The organism is Streptomyces sp. NPDC002499 (genome assembly GCF_053595415.1).
Genome location: NZ_JBSFXO010000002.1, coordinates 336194 through 357667 on the forward strand (window position 1 = coordinate 336194; position 21474 = coordinate 357667).

The following is a 21474-nucleotide window of genomic DNA, read 5'->3' on the forward strand; positions in this document are numbered from 1 at the left end:
GTCGGGTGCACGCCGGTGGGTCAATGTGACGTGGGTCACCAACTGCTCACAACCTCTGCGGCGTGACCGTATCTTCATCGCGATCACCCTCAGCGGACCCACAGACTCCGCAGGGCGGCCACTCATCCATGGGACCACCGTCCCTAGATCACGATCGGACATGACACTCCGTTGAATCCACGTCACAGACCTCGGCGCGGCCCGGTCATCACCGCGCTGTCGCTCCTGGCCCTGTCCACGTCCATCCCTTCGGGCACGGCGGCCGCAGCGGCGCCCGCGCCCACCCCGCACGTGCCCGAGGGCACTCACACGGTCACCCTCATCACCGGTGCCGTCGTCACCACCCGCGGCACCGGCGACGGCGGAACGGTGACGGTGAAAGGCCCCGACGGCTCTCCCGCACGGGCCAGGGTCATCGAGGCGGGAGGTCATCTCTACGTCTATCCCGACGCGGCCCTCCCCTACGTCGGTCAAAAGGTGCTGGACCGGCGCCTGTTCGACGTCACCCAGCTCATCAGCGACGGCTACGACGACGCCCACCGGGACGACCTCCCCCTGATCGTGGCCACCGACGGCAGCGCTTCCGCGTTGCGCGCACGGTCCTCGCTGCCGGGAGTCACCGTGCGGCGCAGCCTCGACAGCGTCCAGGGTGCCGCCCTCACCGAGTCCCACGAGGACGCCGGCGACTTCTGGGCCGCCATCACCGCGCCGTCCGCCTCCCCGGGACCCGCGCTCCGTGCGCCGTCCACGCCCGACTTCCGCGCGGGCGTCACACGGGTCTGGCTCGACGGCAAAGTCCACGCCGACCTCTCCGAGAGCACCTCCCAGATCGGCGCCCCCGAGGTCTGGTCGGGCGGGGACACCGGACAGGGCATCGACGTGGCGGTGCTCGACACCGGAATCGACACCGCTCACCCCGATCTGTCCCACTCCATCGCCACCACCAGGAGCTTCGTTCCCGGCCAGGACGTCGAGGACCGCAACGGACACGGCACACACGTCGCCTCCACCGTCGCGGGCGACGGTGCGGCATCCGGCGGCAAGGAGCGGGGCGTGGCGCCCGGGGCCGCGCTGCACATCGGCAAGGTCCTCGGCGACGACGGCTCGGGGCAGGACTCCTGGGTGCTCGCGGGCATGGAATGGGCGGCGGTCGAACAGCACGCCAGCGTCGTCAACATGAGCCTCGGCACCGACTCCCCCTCGGACGGCACCGACCCGGAGAGCGTCGCCGTGAATCGGCTGAGCGCGCAGACCGGCGCGCTGTTCGTGGTGGCCGCGGGCAATGCCGGCGCGCCGGGCGCCATCAGCGGACCCGGTGCGGCCGACTCGGCTCTCACGGTCGGCGCCGTGGACGGCGATGACAACGTTGCCTTCTTCTCCAGCCAAGGTCCGCGCGTCGGCGACGGCGCCCTCAAACCCGAGATCTCGGCACCGGGTGTCGACATCCTCGCCGCGCGTTCGCACCTCGCCCCGGAAGGCGAAGGCGACTACCAGACGCTCAGCGGCACCTCGATGGCGACTCCGCATGTGGCCGGTGCGGCCGCACTGGCCCTTGCCGCCCACCCGGAACTGACCGGCTCCCAGGTCAAGGACCTCCTGACGAGCACGTCCGCGCGGACACCCGAGTACGACGCGTTCCAGGCGGGCAGCGGCCGGGTGGACGCGGCGGCTTCCGTGGACTCCACTCTGTTCGCCACCGCCGCCGTGTCCGTGGGCCGGGAGCAGGCCGGATCGGTGAGCCGTCCGGTCACGTACACCAACCTCGCCGCCGCCCCGATCGCGCTCGACCTGTCGGTGGCCGCCTCCGGCGCACCGGACGGCCTGTTCCGGCTCTCGGCCGGCCGTGTCGTCGTCCCGGCGCACGGCACCGCGCAGGTCTCCGTCGCCGTCGACCCGTCGACCGTCGACAGCGGCCGGTTCAGCGCCCAGATCCTCGCGGCCCGCCCGGACGGAAGCACCGTCGCACACACCGCCGTCGGCCTCGGTGACATCACGCACAGGCTGACCCTCGTCCTGAAGGACGGGCACGGAAAGCCGATGTCGGGCGTGGTGGAGGTGCTCCAGTCCGGTCAGTACCAGCCCGACTTCTACCTCGTCGACGCCTCCGGCACCGCACAGGCCTACCTGCCGGACACCGTGTACTCCGTGCTGTCCTTCAAGGACGTAGAAGGCGTACACGGACCGCGTTCACTGGGCATGGCGCTGCTCGGAGACCCGGACGTGGCGCTCGACCGCGACCGCACGGTCACCTTGGACGCCTCGAAGGCGACACGGGTCGAGATGACGACGCCGCAGCCGACAGAGGCCACCTATCAGCGCCTGGAGTACAACCGCTCCATGGGCGGAGCCAGTTGGCGCGACTTCATGGAGACGCAGACCTCCTACGACAGCCTGTGGGCGCAGCCCCTGGCCGGCAAGGTCCGCCACGGCGACTTCTACCTGGGTGCCCGCTGGCGCAAGGAGAAGCCCGCGCTCACCGTCGCCACGCGGAGCGGCGCGTTCTCGGACGTCCTGCGCCAGCACCGGGTGACCCCGCTACCGACGGGACGTCACCGCCTCCCGCTGGTCTACGCGGGCGACGGCACGGACGCCTCGTACCAAGGGCTGTCGGCCCGCGGTGCCGCGGTGGTGGTACGACGTACCGCCGATGTCGGCGACGCGGCCCAGGCGTCGGCCGCCGCACGCGCCGGAGCCAGGCTGCTGCTGGTGGTGAACGACCGGAAGGGACGCCAGTACCTCGACTACAGCGACGACCCGGCCGAGCCCGCCTCGGTGGACGTGGGGCTGCTCAGTCCGGACGAGGGCGATCGCCTGGCCCGCCAGGCCCAGGCCCGTGGGGCGACGGTGTCGGTCGAATCGTCCACGACGACTCCGTACGTGTACGACCTGATGCGCACCTGGCACAACGAGGTGCCGCGTGACCTGTTCGTCCAGGGCTCCGCACGAAACCTCGCCCGGGTCGACGAGACCTTCGTCAGTCCCGATCCCACGCGCGGTGGCGGGGAGTTCCGCTTCGACTGGCCCACGTATTCCGAATGGGGCATCGGGACGACCATGCGACTGCCGGTCAACAGCGAGCGCACCGACTGGGTTTCCACGGAGGGCGCCTACCGATGGGGGCAAGAGGCCTACGTGGACGGCCTGTTGTACGAGATCGCACCGCGCACCTCCTACCGGCCGGGCAGTACCGACGCGCAGGAGTGGTTCAAGCCGGTGGCCCGCCCCTACCTCAACGACAACTACCGGCCGCCCACGCGCAGCGGCAGCCGGCTCAGCTTCGACATCCCGGGCTACGGCGGCGGTGACCGCGTCGGCATGTCGATGGACTACGACCGCAGCAAGGAGACGCTGGCGCTGTATCAGGGATCCACACGGCTCGCGCAGGGCACCGGCACGATCGTCGGCGCGACCGCCCCGTCCGCGGACGCCCTGCCGTACCGACTGGTGGTGGACACCAGCCGGGATGCCTCGTACAGCCCTTACTCGTCGGCGACGACCACGGAGTGGACCTTCACGTCGCGAGCGCCGCACGGGGACGGGCAGGACGTGCTGCCGCTGCTCCAGCCGAAGTGGACGCTCGCCACGGACAAGGCGGGCCGGGCAGGCCGCGAGACCCGGTTCACGGTCGGGATCGAGCAGCTCACCGGTGCGGTGGGCGCGGGGCACACCGGCACGCCCCGGGTGGATGCCTCGTACGACGACGGCCGCACGTGGCAACGGCTGCCGTCGCGGCATGACGGGTCTTTCAGGATCGACGCACCTCGCCACGCCTCCTTCGTGTCGCTGCGCGTCAACGCCCGTGACACCGCGGGCAACAAGGTCGAGCAGACAATCACGCGTGCGGTGGGTCTGAAGTGATGAAGGGGTCCGCCTCGCCCCACGCGAGGCGGACCCCGATCTCCTGCCGAAGGGACGGTCACGGCGCTCACCTGCGGCTCGCACCCTGGACCTGCCGACAGAGACATCCAGGTGGTGCGCCACACTCACCCCCATGACCACCAACCTCCGTGTCGGCCTCGTCGGAGCAGCGGCCATCGCGCCGAGTGCGCTGATCAAGCCCGCGAGCAGCCATCCCCGAATCACGGTGACCGCTGTCGCGGCCCGCAGCAGGCCACGTGCCGAGGCCTTCGCCCGCAAGCACGACGTTCCCGTAGTGCATCCCAACTACGAAGCGCTGCTTGCCGATCCGCAGATCGACGCCGTCTACGTGCCGTTGCCGAACGGCTTGCACGCGGAATGGATGCTCAAGGCCATCGACGCGGGCAAACACGTCCTGTGCGAGAAGCCGTTCACCGCCAACCGCGCCGAGGCCGAACGGGTCGCCGATGCCGCTGACGCCGCCCACGCGCGCAGCGGCCTGGTGGTGATGGAGGCCTTCCACTACCGTCACCACGCGCTGGCCGCGCGCATGCAGGAGATCGTGCGGAGCGGGGAGTTGGGCGAACTGCGCCATGTCGAGGCGGAGGTGTGCTTCCCGCTCCCCCGCTTCGGCGACATCCGCTACGACTACGGCCTGGCGGGCGGCGCCACCATGGACGCGGGCTGCTACACCGTGCACGTCGCCCGACTCCTCGGAGGTGAGACCCCGACGGTGACGGCCGCGCAGATGGCGACGCTGCGCAAGGACCGTCGTGTCGACCGCGCCATGGAGGCCGAACTCGTCTTTCCCGGTGGAGCGACCGGGCACCTCCGCGCGTCGATGTGGTCGCGGCGGGTGTTGTCGATCCGGGCGCGAGCGATCGGATCGAAGGGCGAGCTGGTGGTCACCAACTTCCTGATGCCGCAGCTCTACCACCGGTTGACCATCCGCGGTCCGCGCGACACCGGTCGACGTACGCTGCGTCGCGAGCGGGTGGCCCGGCAACCTTCAAGCTACGCCTGCCAGTTGTCCGCATTCGCCTCGGCGGTCCTCGACAGTGGCCCGGTGCTCACGTCGGCCAGGGACGCCGTCGTGACCATGAGCATCATCGACGACATCTACCGCGCGGCCGGTCTGCCACCGCGCGGCGAGTCCGGCCCCTCCTAGGACCACTGCGAGCCACCGTGATGTTTAACGCTTGACGGGCTTGGTATAGACCTTTACGTTACGGGCGTCAAGTTCCGCTTGCGCGCTGCCAGTTGAGGTTCCGACTGGCAGGCGCGCAGTCCGGCACGAAAGGCAGCTACCCCACCTATGGCCGCTCGTCGTACCACGCCGCTCCTAGTCCTGCGAAGCCTGACCCTCGGTGCACTGCTCGCCCTGTTCGCCACCGCTCTGGCCACCGCGCCGGCAGCGGCGGCCACCGGGCAGATCACCGGTCTCGCCAACAAGTGCCTCGATGTCGCGGGCGCGAGCTCCGCCGACGGCACCGCCGTCCAGCTCTACGACTGCAACGGAACCGGCGCCCAGCAGTGGGACGTCAACGCGGACGGCACAATCCGCGCACTGGGCAAGTGCCTTGACGTCACCGGCAACTCGACCGCCGACGGCGCACAACTCCAGCTGTGGACCTGCACGGGCGGGTCGAACCAGCGGTGGACCGTGACAGCGGCCCGCGACATCGTCAATCCGGCGGCGAACAAGTGCCTTGACGTCACCGGCAATTCGTCGGCCAACGGTGCCAGGGCCCAGATCTGGACGTGCACGGGCGCGGCGAACCAGAAGTGGAACGCCCCCGCCTCCTCGGGCGGCGGCCAGGAGCAGTGCTGGGCCACCCACTACGGCCCTCAGCCCGCGGGTGCCCTGACGGCCAGCGGCGAGGTCTTCGACAACAACGCCGACACGGCGGCCACCTCGCTCTCACGGCAGCCCCAACTGCCGTTCGGCACCCGCGTCCTGGTCACCAATGTCGCCAACGGCCGTTCCCTGACCGTACGCATCAACGACCGCGGCACGTTCGCCCAGACCCCGCAGGAACCCAAGTGCCTCGACCTGACCGACGGCGCGTTCGGTCGTCTGGGCGGGGTCCTCAATCCCGATGCCGGTCACATCGTCGTCACGCAGACCGTCCTGAACTGACACCCCGGTCCGCCCTCCGCACGACCCTCCAAGCCCCCGCTTGTCCCCCACCCCCGAGGAGCTCGCACTCGTGTCCACTCCCCACTTCGCGAACGTCCGTCACGGACACAGATCACTGGTCTGGCTCGTGCTCACCTTCGTGCTCACCGCCACCATGACAACGTTGTTCAGCGTCATGCCCGCCCACGCAGCCGACGGCCGGATCACCGGCCTCGCCGGCAAGTGCGTCGACGTCGCCGGCGCCAACACCGCCAACGGCACCGCCATCCAGCTCTACGACTGCAACGGCACCGCCGCCCAGACCTGGTCCAACCCCGGCGACGGCACCCTGCGCGCACTCGGCAAGTGTCTGGACGTCACCGCAGCCGGCACCGCCGACGGCACCACCGTCCAGCTCTACGACTGCAACGGCACCGCCGCCCAGCGATGGGTCGTCAGTTCGGCCAACGACATCGTCAACCCGCAGGCCAACAAGTGCCTGGACGTCAGCGGCAACAACAGCGCCAACGGCACCCGCCTGCAGATCTGGACCTGCACCGGCGCCGCCAACCAGAAGTGGAGCGCGCCCGCCAGCGGAGGCGGCGGCACCAACCCCTCCGGCTTCGTGGTGAGTGAGGCCCAGTTCAACCAGATCTTCCCCGGCCGCAACTCCTTCTACAGCTACAGCGGCCTGACCGCCGCGCTGTCGGCCTACCCCGGCTTCGCCAACACCGGCTCCGACACCACCAAGAAGCAGGAAGCCGCAGCCTTCCTCGCCAACGTCAGCCACGAAACCGGCGGCCTCGTCTACGTCGTTGAGCAGAACACCGCCAACTACCCCCACTACTGCGACGCGGGCCAGCCCTACGGCTGCCCCGCCGGACAGGCCGCCTACTACGGCCGCGGCCCCATCCAGCTGTCCTGGAACTTCAACTACAAGGCAGCCGGCGACGCCCTGGGCATCGACCTCCTCAACAACCCCTGGCTGGTCCAGAACGACTCCGCCGTCGCCTGGAAGACCGGCCTCTGGTACTGGAACACCCAGAACGGCCCCGGCACCATGACCCCCCACAACGCCATGGTCAACGGCGCCGGCTTCGGCCAGACCATCCGCTCCATCAACGGCTCGCTGGAATGCGACGGCCGCAACCCCGCCCAGGTCCAGAGCCGCGTGGATGCCTACAACCGCATCACGTCCATCCTCGGAGTCACCCCCGGCGCCAACCTCTACTGCTGACAGGCCCAACAGGACTCAGCGCCGCACGGTGGCCTTCACATCGACGGTCACCGTGCCGGCCGCCGGATGCGTCCTCCCCTCCAGGACGGGCGCGGACCGGGTGTCGTTCATGAGGTAACGACGGAAGTACGCCCCCACGTAGAGGGCACCGACCCGCCGTTGAACTTCCTCGGTGAGTTGGGTGTCCACGGTCGACCCGTAGGCGTCGGTGCACTTCCCCGGCTGGTCCTGGGGGTGCCCGGCGTCGTCGCCGGCCGCCACCTGCCCGCTCTGCGGGGACCACTGGGTGTTGAAGTAGTTGTGGTTGGCGCCGTGCACACCGAACTCGTAGGTGTCGGCCTTCCCCGCGGCGGTCGCGTCCCGTGCGAAGGAGAACGCCTCCTCACCGACCTGTCCGTCGCAGGTACCTCGCATCACCGCGAGGGGTGTGCTGTCGATGCGGTACGCGGACATGTCCTCGGTCATGACGTTGTACGCGGGGGCGAGCGCGAAGACGGCTCTGACCCGCACGCCGGCCGGCCAGTCCCGGCGATGACTGTCGGCGGCCTGCCAGGTGACTCCCGCCCCGGCGCGTGAGTGCCCCAGGGTGCCGACCTCTCGCATGTCGACGTGGTGGGCGAAGTCGACGTCGACAGTCTTGCCGGTGCTGATGTCCTTGAAGTGTCCCGCCAGTTGACCTGTGCCGGTGGAGGCGAGGCGCTGCCAGAGGGCGAGGTGCCTGTTGATGAGTTCGGCGCGCGCGGAGGCGTTCTCGTCTCCCGAGACGGACGAGGCGTTGATGCCGTTGGCGCGGATCGAGACGACGACGAAACCCTGCGCGGCGAGCTGTTCGCCGAGGTAGTCGTATCCGCGATCGTTCGCGATGGGCTTGACCCCGGGCGGGCAGGGCCAGCTGAACAACCGCTGGCTGGCCTGGGCGTAGGCGTCCCAGTCCTGGGCCTGTTCGGCTGCATCGCGCGCGCTCTCCGCGGCGGCGTCGGCGCAGGTCTCGTGCCAGCCGTGCAGGGCGACGATCAGCGGGTGCGGGGTGCCGTTGAGGTTCCTCGGATAGTGGACCGTGGCGGCCAGTTCAACTGGTTCCGCGGTGCCGGGGAGTTCGTACGCCCGGTCGCCCAGGTTGTAGGTGACAGCGCCTACGGAGTACGAACTCCGGCCTGCGTAAGGCGTGTTGTGGTGTGCCGGGGCAGCTGTCGCCAAGGTGCCGCCGACCGCGACGAGCGCTGTCGCGGTGGTTGCCAGCGCATAGCGGCGTACCCGTCGGCGCAGGGCGGTGGTGTTCTTGCGGTGGTGCACTGGATTCTCCACTGGTCGGGTAGGGCGGAAGCTGCGCGCGGGCGCCTCCGCAGGGAATGCCTTACGCGGTGAGTGCCGCGGTCGGGGGAAGGCGGGCCGCTCTGATCGACGGGTAGACGCCGGCGGCCATGCCGACCAGCAGGGCTCCACCGAGTCCTGCGGCCAGCGCGCCCCAGGGGATGACGGTCGGCCAGCCGCGCCACAGGTCGTAGCCCACGGCCACCGCTGCCCCCGTGACGATGCCGGCGGTGCCTCCGAGACCGCTGAGGACCACCGACTCGGTGAAGAACTGGCCGCGGATCTGCCCCTTGTTGGCGCCCAGGGCCCGGCGCAGGCCGATCTCCTGGCGGCGCTCCAGCACGGAGATGACCATGGTGTTGGCGACTCCGATGCCACCCACGACCAGGGCCACGGCACCGAGTCCGAGGAAGAGCGCGGAGAAGGCGCTGTCGGTGGCCCGCTTGGCCGCCAGCGCGTCGGAGGGCCGGCTGACGTCGACGAGTCCGGGCGCCTGCGGGTAGAGGGTGGGGGCGAGGACATCGCGTACCGCCTCCAGACGGCGCTCGTCCGCTCGTACATAGATCACGGTCGGGTGGCCGTCGAAGCCCAACTTGTCGCGTGCCGCGTCCCAGCCGACCAGGGCGGAGCTGTCCAGGTCGCTGGCGAGCGGTACCGGTTCCAGGACGCCGATGACGGTGAACCACGTGTCGCCGACGGCGAGTTGGACGGGCTGTCCGGGCGTCACCTTGGACACGCCGAGGCGTTGGGCCGCGGTGTGGCCGAGGACGACGACCGGGAAGCGTTCGTTGCCGTGGTCGAGGAAGTGTCCGGAGGCCAGCCGTGCGCGGACCGTCGGCAGCAGATTGGTGCGGGCCGCGAGGACGGAGAGTCCGGCGCCGTCGGTGGCGGGGACGCGGTCCGAACGGCGGATCGCGGCATGGGTGTTGGCGACGGCGGTGGCGTCGGTGACGGGTCCGATGCGGCGTACCGATGCTTCCGCCGCGGGGTCGAGGCGTACGGGTGGGTCGCGGTCCGGCATGGGTTCGGCGCGCAACAGGTTGGGGCCGAGGGCGTCGAGTTCCTCCGCCAGCGCTCGGTGGCTGGCTGCCGGGATACCGACGACCAGCACGAGTGTCGCGATGCCGATGGAGATGCCGAGGGCCGCGAGCGCGGCACGCAGACGCCGGGTCCGGATGCCGAGCAGTCCGAGCCTGAGGATGTCGCCGGGGGCGAGCCGGACGGAGTGGGCGCGGCCGGAGCGGGTCATGAGGGAGTCCTCAGGGTGGGGCGGGTGAGCTGCGCGGTGCCGCCCGGGATCGCCTGCGGGCCGTCGTCCGCGACGACGCGGCCGTCGCGCATCTCCACGCGGCGCGGCATCCGGGCGGCGATGTCCCGGTCGTGGGTGATGACCGCGATGGTGGTGCCCTCCGCGTTCAGGTCGGTCAGCAGCTTCAGCACCACCTCTCCGTTGGCGCTGTCCAGGGCGCCGGTCGGCTCGTCGGCGAGGATCAGGGAGGGGGCGTTGACGAGGGCCCTGGCGATGGCCACGCGTTGCTTCTCGCCGCCGGACAGTTCATGCGGCCGGTGACGGGCGCGGTCCGCGAGGCCGACGCGGGCCAGTGCCTCACGGGCCAGTGGCTCGCGGCGCCGGCGCGGTGTGCCGGCGTAGAGCAGGCCGGTCGCCACGTTCTCGGTGGCGGTGAGGCCCTCGGTGAGGTGGAACTGCTGGAAGACGAATCCGAGGCGCTGCCCGCGCAGCGCGGACAGCTGTCGGTCGCCGAGCGCGGCGATGTCCTGCCCGTCGATGCGGAGGGTGCCGGTGGTCGGCCGGTCGAGGGTGCCCATGAGGTTGAGCAGGGTGGACTTGCCGGAGCCGGACGGGCCGATGATGGCGAGGAGTTCGCCGCGTCCGATGGTGAGGGAGACGTCGTCCAGGGCGCGGACGCCCCCGGGGTAGCTGCGGCCGACGTGCTCGACGCTCAGCACGGGAACGCCGTCCGCGCCCGCGTACCGTCTCACGAGGCGACCACGATCACGGTGCCGGACTTCAGCCCTGCGCCCCGGATCTCGACGAGGCCGCGCGCGAACATGCCTGTCCGTACGGGGATGAACGTCCCGTCGGGTCGCTGGAGGGCGTAGCCGCCCTCGCTGAGGGCGAGGAGCGCGCCGACCGGGACGGTGAGCACGCCCTTGCGGGTCTGGGTGGTGAACCGGACCCGGACCGTGGCGGCGTCCAGTCCCCGCACGTCGTCGCTGTCCCCCAGCAGGACCCGCACGTCGAGCTTGGCCGGGGTGCCGTCCTGCGCGCCGGTGCCCTGGTCGCCCGAGACGGCGATCCGGCTGACGCGGTCGACCCGGCCCCGGGTCTCCTTGCCGGTGGGCAGGACGACGGTGACGCGCGCGCCCTTCTTCACGAGGCCGATCTCGGTCGCCGCCACCGGCACGGTGACCGACTTCGCGGTCGAACTCACCGTCATCAGCGCGGTCTTGGCATCGGCGCCGAGCTGTGCGCTGAGCGCGCCGACGCGTACCTCGCCGGGCAGGACGGCGACGTCACCCGCGTCGAGGCGCCCGGTGGGCTTGAGGCCCACCTGCTTCTGCCATCTCTTGAGGGCCGCGGCCAGCATGCTGGTGAAGCGGCCGTGGTCGGCCCCGTCGTCGACGGCCGAGCCGCCGGAACCGGGGATGCGGTCGATGTCGTAGCCGAGTGCCCGCAGGTTCTCCGCGACGACGGTCACGTCGTTCCCGGCCTGTCCCGGCGTGCCGAGGGTGCGGAAGAGCGGGGTGGCGCCGTAGAAGACAGGTACGGGCCGGTCGTCGACCTTGTACAGGGTCCTGCCGCGAGTGATGGTGGCGCCGCTGGCGGGAAGCCAGGTCACCGTGCCGGGCTTGGTGCCGGTGAAGGGCTGTTCGGTGCCGAAGCCGAGCGTGCCCGTCATCTCCTGTGTGTCGGCCAGGTCGGCGCGGGTGACCCGGGCCGTGGCGGTCTTCACCTGGGCGCCGGCCGGACCGGACCGGTCGGCGTCATGTTGGCTGTACACCACCGTGCCGGTGGCGGTACCGGCTATGGCGAGCACGGTGACCACAGCGATCAGGGGGCGGCGCCGGCGAGGGCGCTCCGCCTCACTTTCCGCCACCGAACGCCTCCAGCTGACAGTCGTTCTCGATCTTGCGCTGCTGCTCTTCCGACAGCGCCGAACCGGCGTCCCCGCTGTACGTCCAGTCCACGCCGTTGGCGGCGATCTCCGTCGGGACACCCTTGTCGTTCATGCAGGTCACCTCGTCGGCGAGCTGCTTCTTGTACTGGGGGTTCTTGTCCGGGTCGAGTACGTCGGGCATCTGCGGCATCTTCGACTCGCAGGTGTCGTACGCGGCCTTGGGCTCCCGGCTGTCGGGGTCGGCGATGACCTCGCCCTCCCCCGCGGGACCGGCGTGTTGTGCCTCGTTGGCCGGCACGAAACGCACTCCGTGCTCCTTGAGGCAGCCGTAGTAGCGCGACCACAGGGCGTCGATCTCTTCCGATGTGGAGTCCAGGCGCCACTGCGGGCGGCCGGAGTCGGAGGCCTCCTTGGCCGTTTTCCCGCCGGTCTGCTTGGTGGGCTGCGAGGTCGCGACGGAGGCGACGTCCTTGCCCGAGCCGTCGTCGTCGCTGCCACCGCCGGACCCGCAGCCTGCGAGAACGGCGGTCACGGCGAGGGCGGCGGACAACGGCGCGAGGCGACGCCGCAGGGTGCTCTTTGTCATGGCCGCACGCTCGTACAGGAATGTCAGAAACCTGTAGTGGTGCGGTCAGCGTCCCAACAGCATCCCTGTGCACTCTCCTCGCATCCGCCTCGTCTGCCTATTCTCACCAGGGTGTGCGCACATGTGTTGGTCGCCGAAGACGACGAGAAGCAGGCCAGGCTCGCCCGGATCTATCTGGAGAGCGAGGGGCACCACGTGCTGGTCGCCAAGGACGGGCGCGACGCCCTGGAGCATGTCCGGCGCACCGCACCCGACCTGCTGATCCTGGACGTGATGATGCCGCGGGTCGACGGTCTGGACGTGCTGCGCATCCTGCGCGCCGCCGACGACGAACTGCCCGTTCTCATGCTGACGGCGCGGTCCACCGAGGACGACCTGCTGCTCGGGCTCGACCTCGGCGCGGACGACTACCTCACCAAGCCCTACAGCCCCCGCGAACTCGTGGCCCGGGTACGTACTCTGCTGCGTCGCACGAACCGGCGCCACGCCCCTGACCCGGTCGGCGCCCTGCTGGCCGTCGGGGCGGTCACGCTGGATCCGCTCCGTCACCTCGTGTCGGTGGAAGGCCGCCCGGTGGACTGCACGCCGGGTGAGTTCCGCCTCCTGGCGGCGATGGCGGGCCAGCCGGAGCGCGTGTTCAGCCGACAGCAACTGCTGGAGGAACTGCACGGCATCGACCGGTTCGTCTCCGCCCGGACCGTGGACGTGCACATCATGAACCTCCGCAAGAAGATCGAGCCGACCCCGGGGCGACCGGTGCGGCTGATCACCGTGTACGGCGTGGGCTACAAGCTGACGGCGGGCCCGGACCATGAGTGAGGACAGGAGCCGTTCCGCCGTCCCGACGCGGCGGTGGCGGAAGGTGCGGCGGCCTCGTCGCCACGGTCTGATGATCCGGCTGCTTCTCGTCTCCGCGCTCGTCGCCGCCTGCTCGGTCGCCGCGACCGCGTGGATCGCCGTACAGACCACCTCGGGCGCGATCAAGAAGCAGCAGGGCCAGAACCACGCGGACGACAACCTGCTCCTCGACACCCTCACCGGCTATGCCGCCACTCATCCGAACTGGGACAAGGTGGGTCCCCTGGTCCGTGACCTGGCCAGGAGCAGCGGTCGGCGCATCGTCCTCACCACGCAGAACGGCATCCCCCTCGCAGGCGACACAGCGGGCTCGGCCTCGCTGCCCGACCGGGCCTGGGCGGTCGTGGACCCGCTGTCGGCCAACCGCTCCGACCCGATCGATCCGCGGGCCACCGGCCCCTTCCGCCTCACGGCCGACGAGCGGCACACCCTCGACGGCTACGCCGTGGAACAGATCCGGTGTCTGCGGGCGAACGGCGTGGAGGCGTCCATGACGCACGGGCCGAGCGGCCGGCCCACGATCCGTACGTTCACCGGCACCGGCGACCGCCGGGCCGCCGCCTGCGCCGGCTCACGGCTGGAGCAGCCGATGCCCACCGAGCGGGCCCCGCTGCGTCAGCTCTCCGCACTCGTGGCCGGCTGCCTCAAGAAGACCGGGCTGAGCAACGTCGAGGTGCTGCCCGACTTCTCCTGGCGGCTGACGGCATCGGAGGCGGCGCCGTTGCGGCAGGGCGCGGAACGCCAGATCCCGCCCTGCATCACCTCGGCGCGCAAGACCCTGCTGAAATCGTCGGTGGCGCCCCCGGCCCGACTCCTCATGGCCTCGCAGGGCACCGACGCCCGCGCGTTCGACCTCTCCGCCGCCAACACCGCCAAGGTGGCGGGCGCCACCGGTCTCGTCCTGGCTCTCGCCATCGGCGTCAGCGTCATGGCCGCCATGCGGCTCATACGACCGCTGCGGGCACTGACCGACGCCGCGCAGCGCATGCGTGACGGAGACGGTTCCGCGCTCGTGCCGGTCACCACCGCCGACGAGATCGGCCGGCTGACGGAGACGTTCAACGAGATGGTCACCCACCGCGGCCGGCTCGAACACCAGCGCCGGGCCATGGTCGGCGACGTCGCGCACGAACTGCGCACCCCGTTGAGCAACATTCGGGGCTGGCTGGAAGCGGCCCAGGACGGCCATGTGCCGGCGGACAAGGAGTTCCTCGCCTCGCTGCACGAGGAGGCGGTGCTCCTCCAGCACGTGATCGACGACCTCCAGGACCTCGCCGCCGCCGACGCGGGCGAGCTGCGTCTGCACCCCGAGAGCGTCGACGTGGGCGAACTGGTCTCCCACGTCGCCTCCGCGTACCGCACCCGGGCCGATTCCGCCGGCATCCGCCTCACGTCGAGTTCACCGCCGGACCATTGGATCGACGGCGACCCGCTTCGACTGCGTCAGGCCGTGGGGAACCTGGTGTCCAACGCGATCCGGCACACTCCGGCGGGCGGTTCGATCGAGCTGCGGGTGACGGCCATTCCGGGCCTCACGCTCATCGAGGTCACCGACACGGGCACGGGCATCGCGGCCGAGGATCTGCCCCATGTGTTCGAGCGGTTCTGGCGTGCGGAGAAGTCGCGCAGCCGCCACACCGGTGGCAGCGGGCTGGGCCTGGCCATCGTCCGCAAGCTGGTGGAGGCCCACGGCGGGACGGTGGCGGTGCGCAGCGAACTCGGCACGGGCACGGTGTTCGCTCTCCGGCTGCCGCAGTCCTCGCACCGCGGTGAGCGACAGGGCGTCAGCCCTGGGGCGGGGTGACGCCGTCGAACCAGTTGTGGCCGACCTCGCCCTCTCGCTCGCCGACGACGGGCAGTGTGTCGAGGCGGGAGATCTCCTCCGGTGTGAGCCGCAGGTCCGCCGCCGCGCTGTTCTCCTCCAGGCGCGAGACGTGAAGGGTGCCGGGGATCGGGACGATGTCGTCCGCCTTGGCCAGGAGCCAGGCGAGGGCGACCTGGCCGGGTGCCGCCTCGTGCGCCCGGGCGATCTCCCGGACCGTCTCGACGGCGGCCAGGTTGGCCTCGAAGGCCTCCGGCGCGAACCGCGGCATCTTGCGGCGGTAGTCGCCCTCCGGCAGATCGTCGCGCGAGGTGATCCGTCCGGTCAGCATGCCGCGGCCGAGCGGGCTGTAGGGCACGATCCCGATGCCCAGTTCACGGGTGAGCGGGAAGACCTCCCGCTCGATCCCGCGCTCCCACACCGACCACTCGGTCTGTACGGCGCTGATGGGGTGGACGGCGTGGGCGCGCCGGATGGTGTCCGCCGCGGCTTCGCTGAGGCCGAGGTGGCGCACCTTGCCCTCCTTGACCAGTTCGGCCATCGCGCCGACCGTCTCCTCGATGGGGACATCGGGGTCCACTCGGTGCTGGTAGTACAGGTCGACGTGGTCGGTGCCCAGAAGCTTCAGCGACCGTTCGATGCGCTCTCGCACGTACTCCGGACGGCCGTCGATGACCGGCGGGCCGGCGGGGGTCAGCGGGCGCACGATGCCGAACTTGGTGGCCAGGACCACCTTTTCGCGGCGGCCGCGCAGGGCCTTGCCGATGGCCTCCTCGCTGCCGGCGTAGATGTCGGCGGTGTCGACGAGGGTGGTGCCGAGCTCGACGGCTCGCCCGAGCAGGGCGTCCGCGCTGTCGTCGGTGGCTTGATCGGCGCTCTGCCCGTAGGGGCGGGCGAAGCTCATGGCTCCGTATCCGACGGCGCCGACGGACAGCCCCTCCGATCCGAGAGTGCGCTGGGAGATGGGCATGACGGCTCCTTGACGTTCGATGGTCGGGAACAGTGCGGACACTCATGTCCACGGCTGTGGACAACAGTATGTCCACAGCCGTGGACATGCAAGCCCGGTCGATCGCGACCCGCGCCGGACCTCGTACTCTGGGCCCCATGAGCCAGGACGACCTCGCGCCCGCCCCCGCCCGCCGACGGGACTCGGCCGCCACCCGCGCCGCCATCCTCAAGGCCGCGCTGGAGACCTTCACCGAGCGGGGATACGACGGAGCGGGGCTGCGGGAGATCGCCGGCGCGGCCGGCGCTGACACCCGGCTGATCAGCCGGTACTTCGGATCGAAGGAGGGCCTGTTCGCCGAGGTCGTGGATCTGGCCTACGAGAAGTCGATGATGATGACGCCGGAACACAACGCGGACGCCGCGCGCACGCTCCTCACCGGCGAGGGAGGCAAAGAGGGCGACGGCCTGCTCCTCACACTGCGTTCCGTCTCCAACCCCCGCGCGGCCGCGATCATGCGCGACAGCATCGAGCGCAACTACCAGCGCAGGCTCGCCGACGCGCTATCGGGCACCGACGCCACCGGCCGCTCCGCCGTCCTCATCGCGATCTGCGCCGGTGTTCTTCTCAACCGGGTGCTGCTCGGCCACACAGCCCTCAACTCCCCTGACACGGAACGGCTGATCCCCTATCTGCACGCCGCCCTCGACGCGGTGGCGAAGGCACCCGCGGCAGACGGTCCCGTCGGACAACCGCGGGACGAAAGCACTGCGGGCTGAGCGGATCCGGCACGACGACACGGGGATATCCGCGGCTCGATTTACGTATCAGGGTGTTGAAAATCGAGCCCCGGCCTCGCCCGTGGTGCCGATGCGCAACGCTTCCGGACGCGGCGAGAAGGAGTCGTCCAGGACGAGGGTGGCCGCGCCGACGGCGGCCACATCACCGGGAATCGACGATTCACTGAAGCGAATGTCGTGGGGCACCACGAGCCCGCGATCGGAGCGCACGGCCTCGGCCACCGCCGTCAGCCCGATGGGCGCGAGCCGGGACCAGAAGGGTCCGCCGAACACGACCTCCCCGACGTCGAGCAGATCGATGACGACGACCAGGGCGTCGGCGATCTGCCGCGCGGCCACGGTGAGGATCTCCACCGCACGGGCATCACCGGCATCGGCCGCGTCCGTCAACAGACCGAACGCCGAGCCGACTTGCAGCACATCCGTGGTGTCGCCCGCCTGATCCGCCGTCAGAACGCCGGCGCGCACCGCGTGCGCCACGAGTGTGCGCGGGGCCGCCACCAGGCCGACACAGCCACGCCTGCCGCACCAGCAGGTCGGCCCGTCGGGGTCCACCGCGACATGGGCGGTATCACCGGCGTTCGAGCTCACTCCGCGAACTGCCGCGCCGTCTATGGCGATTCCGGTCGCGAAGCCCGATCCGTAGTACAGGAACGCGAAGCTGCGCCGTTCACCCGGCTCGCTGAACCACAGCTCCGAGACGACGGCCGCGGTGGCGTCCTTCTCGATGAGAACCGGCAGTCCGGTGGCGAGTTGGAGTGCCGTGCGCAGCTCCACCCGCTGCCAGCCGGGCAGCATCGGGGGGTTGAGCACGACACCGGTCCCGGGATCGAGCGGTCCCGGCGAGGCCACGCCGACGCCGAGGACCTTCGCGCGGTCGATGGCGGCGGTCAGCAGGAGGGCGTCGACCATCGCGGCCATCTCCCGCACCACCTTCGCCCCGTCCTGCACGGTGGGGGTCGCCGTGCGGATTCGCTCGCGCACCTGCCCGGACAGGTCGATCAGCGCGTAGGTGATCACGGCGGGATCGATGTGCACGCCGACCGCGAACCCGCCGTCCCGGTTCAGGGTGAGGATCTTCGGCGGCTTGCCGCGGCCCCTGGCCGGTGTGGTCTCCTCGATCACCAGCCCGGCCTCGACGAGCCGTCGGCACACGTTCGACACGGTCATGCCGCTGAGCGCCGTGAGCGTGGAGATCTCGATGCGGGTCACACCCCGCGGGTGGCGACGGATCGCGTCGAGGACGACGGCCACGTTGAACTCCGCCAGGGCGCCAAGGTTGACCCCGGTACCGCTCATCTGCGCTTTCCCCCTCGCTCCGCACTGGACGATCACCGTACTCGCCCGCCGTGCTCTTCGGTCCGTACTTCCGCCGGGCGGCGTTCCCGCACCAGGTCCCTGCCTGCCGGGATCTTGACTGGCCCAAACGGACCCCCTACTGTCCGATTAATTAATAGCTATGTTGAAAATAACGAAGGGAGGAGCGGTGTCAACACTGACTCCCCCGCGGGTCCCCGCACCCGGGACGAAGTCCCGGCGACGGCATCCGGCCCACCGCGGGCATGCGACCGCCGCCTGGCTCCTCATCTCACCGGCACTGATCGGGTACCTCGTCTTCGCCGTGTACCCGACGGTGCGGGGGACGTACTTCAGCTTCACGGCCTACCACATCCTCTCCCCCGCGCAGTGGACCGGTCTCGCCAACTTCCGCCAGATTATGGACGATCCGACGTTCTGGCACGCACTCCGGGTGACCCTGTACTTCGTGGTCCTCAGCGTCGGGATCGGCATCCTGGTCTCGCTGCTCACCGCGGTCGTGCTGCACCGGCTGACGCGCTCGACCGTCATCCGCGGTCTGGTGATCCTGCCCTTCCTGATCTCCGGAGTCGTCGCCGCCGTCATCTGGTCCTGGATGCTCGACCCGCAGCTGGGCATCGTGAACGTCGCGATCAAGGCCGTGACCGGGGAGCGCGTGGAGTTCCTCGGCTCCAGTTCGCTCGCGATCCCGTCGGTGGCGCTGATCAGCGTCTGGAAGTCGATGGGATACAACGCGGTCCTGATCTTCGCCGGACTCCAGACCATCCCCGGGGAGGTCTACGAGGCGGCCCGCCTCGACGGAGCGTCCGAGGTGCGGATGTTCCGCCACATCACGGTGCCGTTGCTGCGGCCGATCCTCGCCATGGTCGTGATCCTGTCGGTGATCAGCTCCATCCAGGTGTTCGACATCGTGCAGGTGGCGACCAAGGGCGGTCCCGCCAACGCCAGCAACGTGCTGCAGATGTACATCTACGACACGGCCTTCAGCCAGTACAACTTCGGCTACGCGTCCGCGATGTCGCTCGCTCTGTTCGCGATGCTCACGATCATCACCTTCGTCCAACTGCGCGTGACCCGCGCCAACGAGTCCGACACGAATTGAGGACTGCGCCGTGTCACAACTCTCCCTGAGCCGACGGGCCTCGGGCCGCCCGCGCGCCTCGACCCAGCCGTCACGCGTGTCGGTCGGGCGCGTCCTCGCGTGGATCTACGTCGTCCTCGTCCTGGTGGTCACGCTCTTCCCCTTCTACTGGATCCTGCGCACCGCGCTGTCGTCCAACGACGCGTTGTCGCGGGACCCTCAGTCGCTGACGCCGGTCCACTTCACGCTCGACGGCTTCGGCCGTGTCCTCGGCCTCGTGCACGGCAACGCGACCGGTACCGTGAGCGCTCTCGGCTCCGGTGACCTGCTGCTTTTCCTGCGCAACTCCACGCTGTACGCAGGCCTCATGACGGCGTTCGTGATCTTCTTCTCGACGACCGCCGCGTACGCCTTCGCGCGCCTGCACTGGCGGGGACGCAACCTGATGTTCTCGCTGTTCCTGGTGGCGCTGATGGTCCCGGGGATCATGAGCATGCTGCCGAACTTCGTCCTCATCAAGGACATCGGCCTCCTGAACACCTTCCCCGGTCTGATCCTGCCGGGCGCGCTGTTCTCGGCGTTCAACATCTTCTTCCTGCGGCAGTTCATGCTCGGTCTGCCCGGCGAGATCGACGACGCGGCACGGATCGACGGGGTCGGGCCGATCAGGGCGCTGTTCTCCGTCACGATCCCGATGACGGCGGCGCCGATCATGACGCTGACGATCCTGACGTTCATCAACACCTGGAACGAGTACTTCTGGCCGCTGCTGGTCACCAACGACAAGAGCACCGAGCCGCTCACGGTCGGCCTCGCCTCGTTCCAGCAGAACGCCCCGACCGTCTCGCCCGACTGGGGCGGGCTCATGGCGGCGACGCTCGTGGCCGCGCTGCCGATGCTCCTGGTGTTCGTCGTCTTCGGCCGCCGGATCGTCAACTCGATCGGTTTCACCGGCATCCGGTGAACCCCGCGCCGCGCCCCGCCACTCGGATCTCTTTTCCCGGCAAGTCCAACTCGACGAGGAGCACTGGAATGCAGCGAAAGTCATGGACCACTCTCGCCGCGGTCGCCCTGGTCGGCGCCACGGCCCTCACCGGCTGTTCGTCCGACAGCGGCGAGACGGCCGACGGCAAGACCGTCATCAATTACTGGAACTGGGACCCGAACATGGTCACCGCCATGGGCGCGTGCGTGTCGGGCTTCGAGAAGGCCAACCCCGGCTACACGGTCAAGATCTCCCGCTACAACGTGCCGGACTACTTCACCAAGCTCACCGCGAACTTCACCGCGGGCAACGCGCCGGACGTCTTCCAGGCCTCGGGCCAGTACTACCCGACCTACATCGCGCAGCACCAGATCGCCGAGATCGGGCCGCTGTTGAAGAAGAACGGATACTCCAACAACTTCGCCAAGGGCATCGATCCCGTCACGGGCGCCGACGGCAAGACCTACGGCCTGACCGTGGACTGGAACGCCACCGGCATCTACTACAACAAGGACCTGCTCGCCAAGGCCGGCGTCACCGACGCGCAGATCCAGGACCTGACCTGGAACCCCACCGACGGCGGTACGTTCGGCAAGGTCGTCAAGGCGCTCACCGTCGACGAGAACGGCAAGCACGGCAACCAGCCGGGCTTCGACCCCAAGCACATCAAGACCTACGGCTTCCAGCTCATGGCCCCCCAGGACCCCAACGGATCGCAGACGTTCAGCTCCTTCGCCGGCGCCCTCGGCTGGAAGGCGGGCGACACGTTCCCCTACCCGACCCAGATCCCGTACTCGGACCCCCGCTTCAGCCGGACGATGAAGTACCTGCGCTCGCTCTCCGACGACGGGTACGCCCCGAAACTCGGCGAGTTCGGCACCAACACGAGCGTGGAGGACCAACTCACCAGCGGCAAGATCGCCATGATGATCCAGGGATCGTGGGACGTGGCCACCTTCTCCGGCAACTCGAAGGTCAATGTCGGTGTCGCGCCCCTGGTCAAGGACAGCCAGACGGGCAACCGGCTCATCCAGGGCGGCGGTGACCTCGAATTCATCTGGCAGGGCTCGAAGCACCAGGACGCCGCCTACAAGTGGCTCACCTATATGACCTCCAACCCCTGCCAGCAGGCGGCCGCGAAGGCCAACCCGGCCTTCTTCTCCGGCATCCCGTCCGTGTTCGACTCGACGGCCAAGCAGGTGGCCGCGAAGGGCATGGACATCTCCGCGTTCAGCAGCTACCTCCAGCACGGGCTGAGCGCCGGCGCCAACTACTCCAACGGCGCCGGACTACAGACCGCGATCGTCCCGGTCTTCCAGCAGTACTGGGAGCACCAGATCGGCGACAGCGTGTTCGCGCAGTTGCAGGAGAAGAGCAAGCAGACCATCGGCCAGAAGTAGGGTCCGCCGGG

Annotated in this window: 17 protein-coding genes; 10 read left to right on the forward strand and 7 right to left on the reverse strand. The window is 69.8% G+C overall.

Annotated features, from left to right (window positions below; translation table 11 throughout):
* Window positions 1-171: 171 nt before the first annotated feature.
* From ACWD5F_RS06180 to ACWD5F_RS06195, 4 genes are all read left to right on the forward strand, one after another.
* Entirely contained in the window at window positions 172-3858 is a 3687-nt protein-coding gene (locus ACWD5F_RS06180; protein WP_451251570.1) for a S8 family serine peptidase, read from the forward strand.
* A gap of 133 nt (window positions 3859-3991) precedes the next feature.
* Window positions 3992-5026, forward strand: coding sequence for a Gfo/Idh/MocA family protein (locus tag ACWD5F_RS06185; protein ID WP_451251572.1), 1035 nt, complete (start codon window positions 3992-3994; stop codon window positions 5024-5026).
* Window positions 5027-5173: 147 nt separating this feature from the next.
* Entirely contained in the window at window positions 5174-5998 is an 825-nt protein-coding gene (locus tag ACWD5F_RS06190) for a lectin (protein ID WP_451251574.1), read from the forward strand.
* Window positions 5999-6152: 154 nt separating this feature from the next.
* A complete protein-coding gene (locus ACWD5F_RS06195) occupies window positions 6153-7214 on the forward strand; it encodes a glycoside hydrolase family 19 protein (RefSeq protein ID WP_451252277.1) in 1062 nt (353 codons plus the stop codon).
* Window positions 7215-7229: 15 nt separating this feature from the next.
* Here the strand turns inward: ACWD5F_RS06195 and ACWD5F_RS06200 are convergent, their stop codons facing one another.
* The 5 genes from ACWD5F_RS06200 to ACWD5F_RS06220 all read right to left on the reverse strand — a co-directional run bounded on the left by ACWD5F_RS06200 (window position 7230) and on the right by ACWD5F_RS06220 (window position 12251).
* Complete coding sequence (locus ACWD5F_RS06200; RefSeq protein WP_451251576.1) at window positions 7230-8507, reverse strand: alpha/beta hydrolase; 1278 nt, start codon at window positions 8505-8507, stop codon at window positions 7230-7232.
* Window positions 8508-8568: 61 nt separating this feature from the next.
* Window positions 8569-9774: an ABC transporter permease gene (locus ACWD5F_RS06205; RefSeq protein ID WP_451251578.1), complete on the reverse strand. Its 1206-nt coding sequence runs from the start codon at window positions 9772-9774 to the stop codon at window positions 8569-8571.
* The gene (locus ACWD5F_RS06210; RefSeq protein ID WP_451251579.1) at window positions 9771-10526 is read right to left on the reverse strand and encodes an ABC transporter ATP-binding protein; all 756 of its coding nucleotides are present in this window, start codon (window positions 10524-10526) and stop codon (window positions 9771-9773) included. The genes ACWD5F_RS06205 and ACWD5F_RS06210 overlap by 4 nt, the downstream gene beginning before the upstream one ends.
* A complete protein-coding gene (locus ACWD5F_RS06215; protein ID WP_451251581.1) occupies window positions 10523-11644 on the reverse strand; it encodes a peptidoglycan-binding protein in 1122 nt (373 codons plus the stop codon). The genes ACWD5F_RS06210 and ACWD5F_RS06215 overlap by 4 nt, the downstream gene beginning before the upstream one ends.
* Entirely contained in the window at window positions 11631-12251 is a 621-nt protein-coding gene (locus ACWD5F_RS06220) for a hypothetical protein (RefSeq protein ID WP_451251583.1), read from the reverse strand. The genes ACWD5F_RS06215 and ACWD5F_RS06220 overlap by 14 nt, the downstream gene beginning before the upstream one ends.
* 123 nt (window positions 12252-12374) lie before the next feature.
* On the opposite strand from ACWD5F_RS06220, the gene ACWD5F_RS06225 reads away from it, so the two are divergent.
* Together ACWD5F_RS06225 and ACWD5F_RS06230 are read left to right on the forward strand one after the other, a co-directional pair.
* The gene (locus ACWD5F_RS06225; protein WP_451251584.1) at window positions 12375-13070 is read left to right on the forward strand and encodes a response regulator transcription factor; all 696 of its coding nucleotides are present in this window, start codon (window positions 12375-12377) and stop codon (window positions 13068-13070) included.
* Window positions 13071-13140: 70 nt separating this feature from the next.
* A complete protein-coding gene (locus tag ACWD5F_RS06230; protein WP_451251586.1) occupies window positions 13141-14913 on the forward strand; it encodes a sensor histidine kinase in 1773 nt (590 codons plus the stop codon).
* On the opposite strand, the gene ACWD5F_RS06235 is transcribed toward ACWD5F_RS06230, so the two are convergent.
* Window positions 14894-15901, reverse strand: a complete 1008-nt coding sequence (locus ACWD5F_RS06235; protein ID WP_451251588.1) for an aldo/keto reductase — start codon at window positions 15899-15901, stop codon at window positions 14894-14896. The two genes, ACWD5F_RS06230 and ACWD5F_RS06235, sit on opposite strands and share 20 nt — an antisense overlap.
* 137 nt (window positions 15902-16038) lie before the next feature.
* On the opposite strand from ACWD5F_RS06235, the gene ACWD5F_RS06240 reads away from it, so the two are divergent.
* Window positions 16039-16659, forward strand: coding sequence for a TetR/AcrR family transcriptional regulator (locus tag ACWD5F_RS06240; RefSeq protein WP_451251590.1), 621 nt, complete (start codon window positions 16039-16041; stop codon window positions 16657-16659).
* 48 nt (window positions 16660-16707) lie between these two features.
* Here ACWD5F_RS06240 and ACWD5F_RS06245 read toward each other — a convergent pair whose 3' ends face one another.
* Entirely contained in the window at window positions 16708-17979 is a 1272-nt protein-coding gene (locus ACWD5F_RS06245; protein ID WP_451251592.1) for an ROK family transcriptional regulator, read from the reverse strand.
* Between the two features lie 160 nt (window positions 17980-18139).
* On the opposite strand from ACWD5F_RS06245, the gene ACWD5F_RS06250 reads away from it, so the two are divergent.
* The 3 genes from ACWD5F_RS06250 to ACWD5F_RS06260 all read left to right on the forward strand — a co-directional run bounded on the left by ACWD5F_RS06250 (window position 18140) and on the right by ACWD5F_RS06260 (window position 21463).
* Window positions 18140-19099 carry a carbohydrate ABC transporter permease gene (locus tag ACWD5F_RS06250; RefSeq protein ID WP_451251594.1) on the forward strand — a complete coding sequence of 320 codons (960 nt, stop codon included), beginning with the start codon at window positions 18140-18142 and terminating at the stop codon, window positions 19097-19099.
* Window positions 19100-19109: 10 nt separating this feature from the next.
* Entirely contained in the window at window positions 19110-20042 is a 933-nt protein-coding gene (locus ACWD5F_RS06255; RefSeq protein WP_451251596.1) for a carbohydrate ABC transporter permease, read from the forward strand.
* A 68-nt stretch (window positions 20043-20110) separates the two neighbouring features.
* On the forward strand, window positions 20111-21463 hold the full coding sequence (locus tag ACWD5F_RS06260) for an ABC transporter substrate-binding protein (protein ID WP_451251598.1): 1353 nt from the start codon (window positions 20111-20113) through the stop codon (window positions 21461-21463).
* The last annotated feature ends 11 nt before the right edge of the window (window positions 21464-21474 follow it).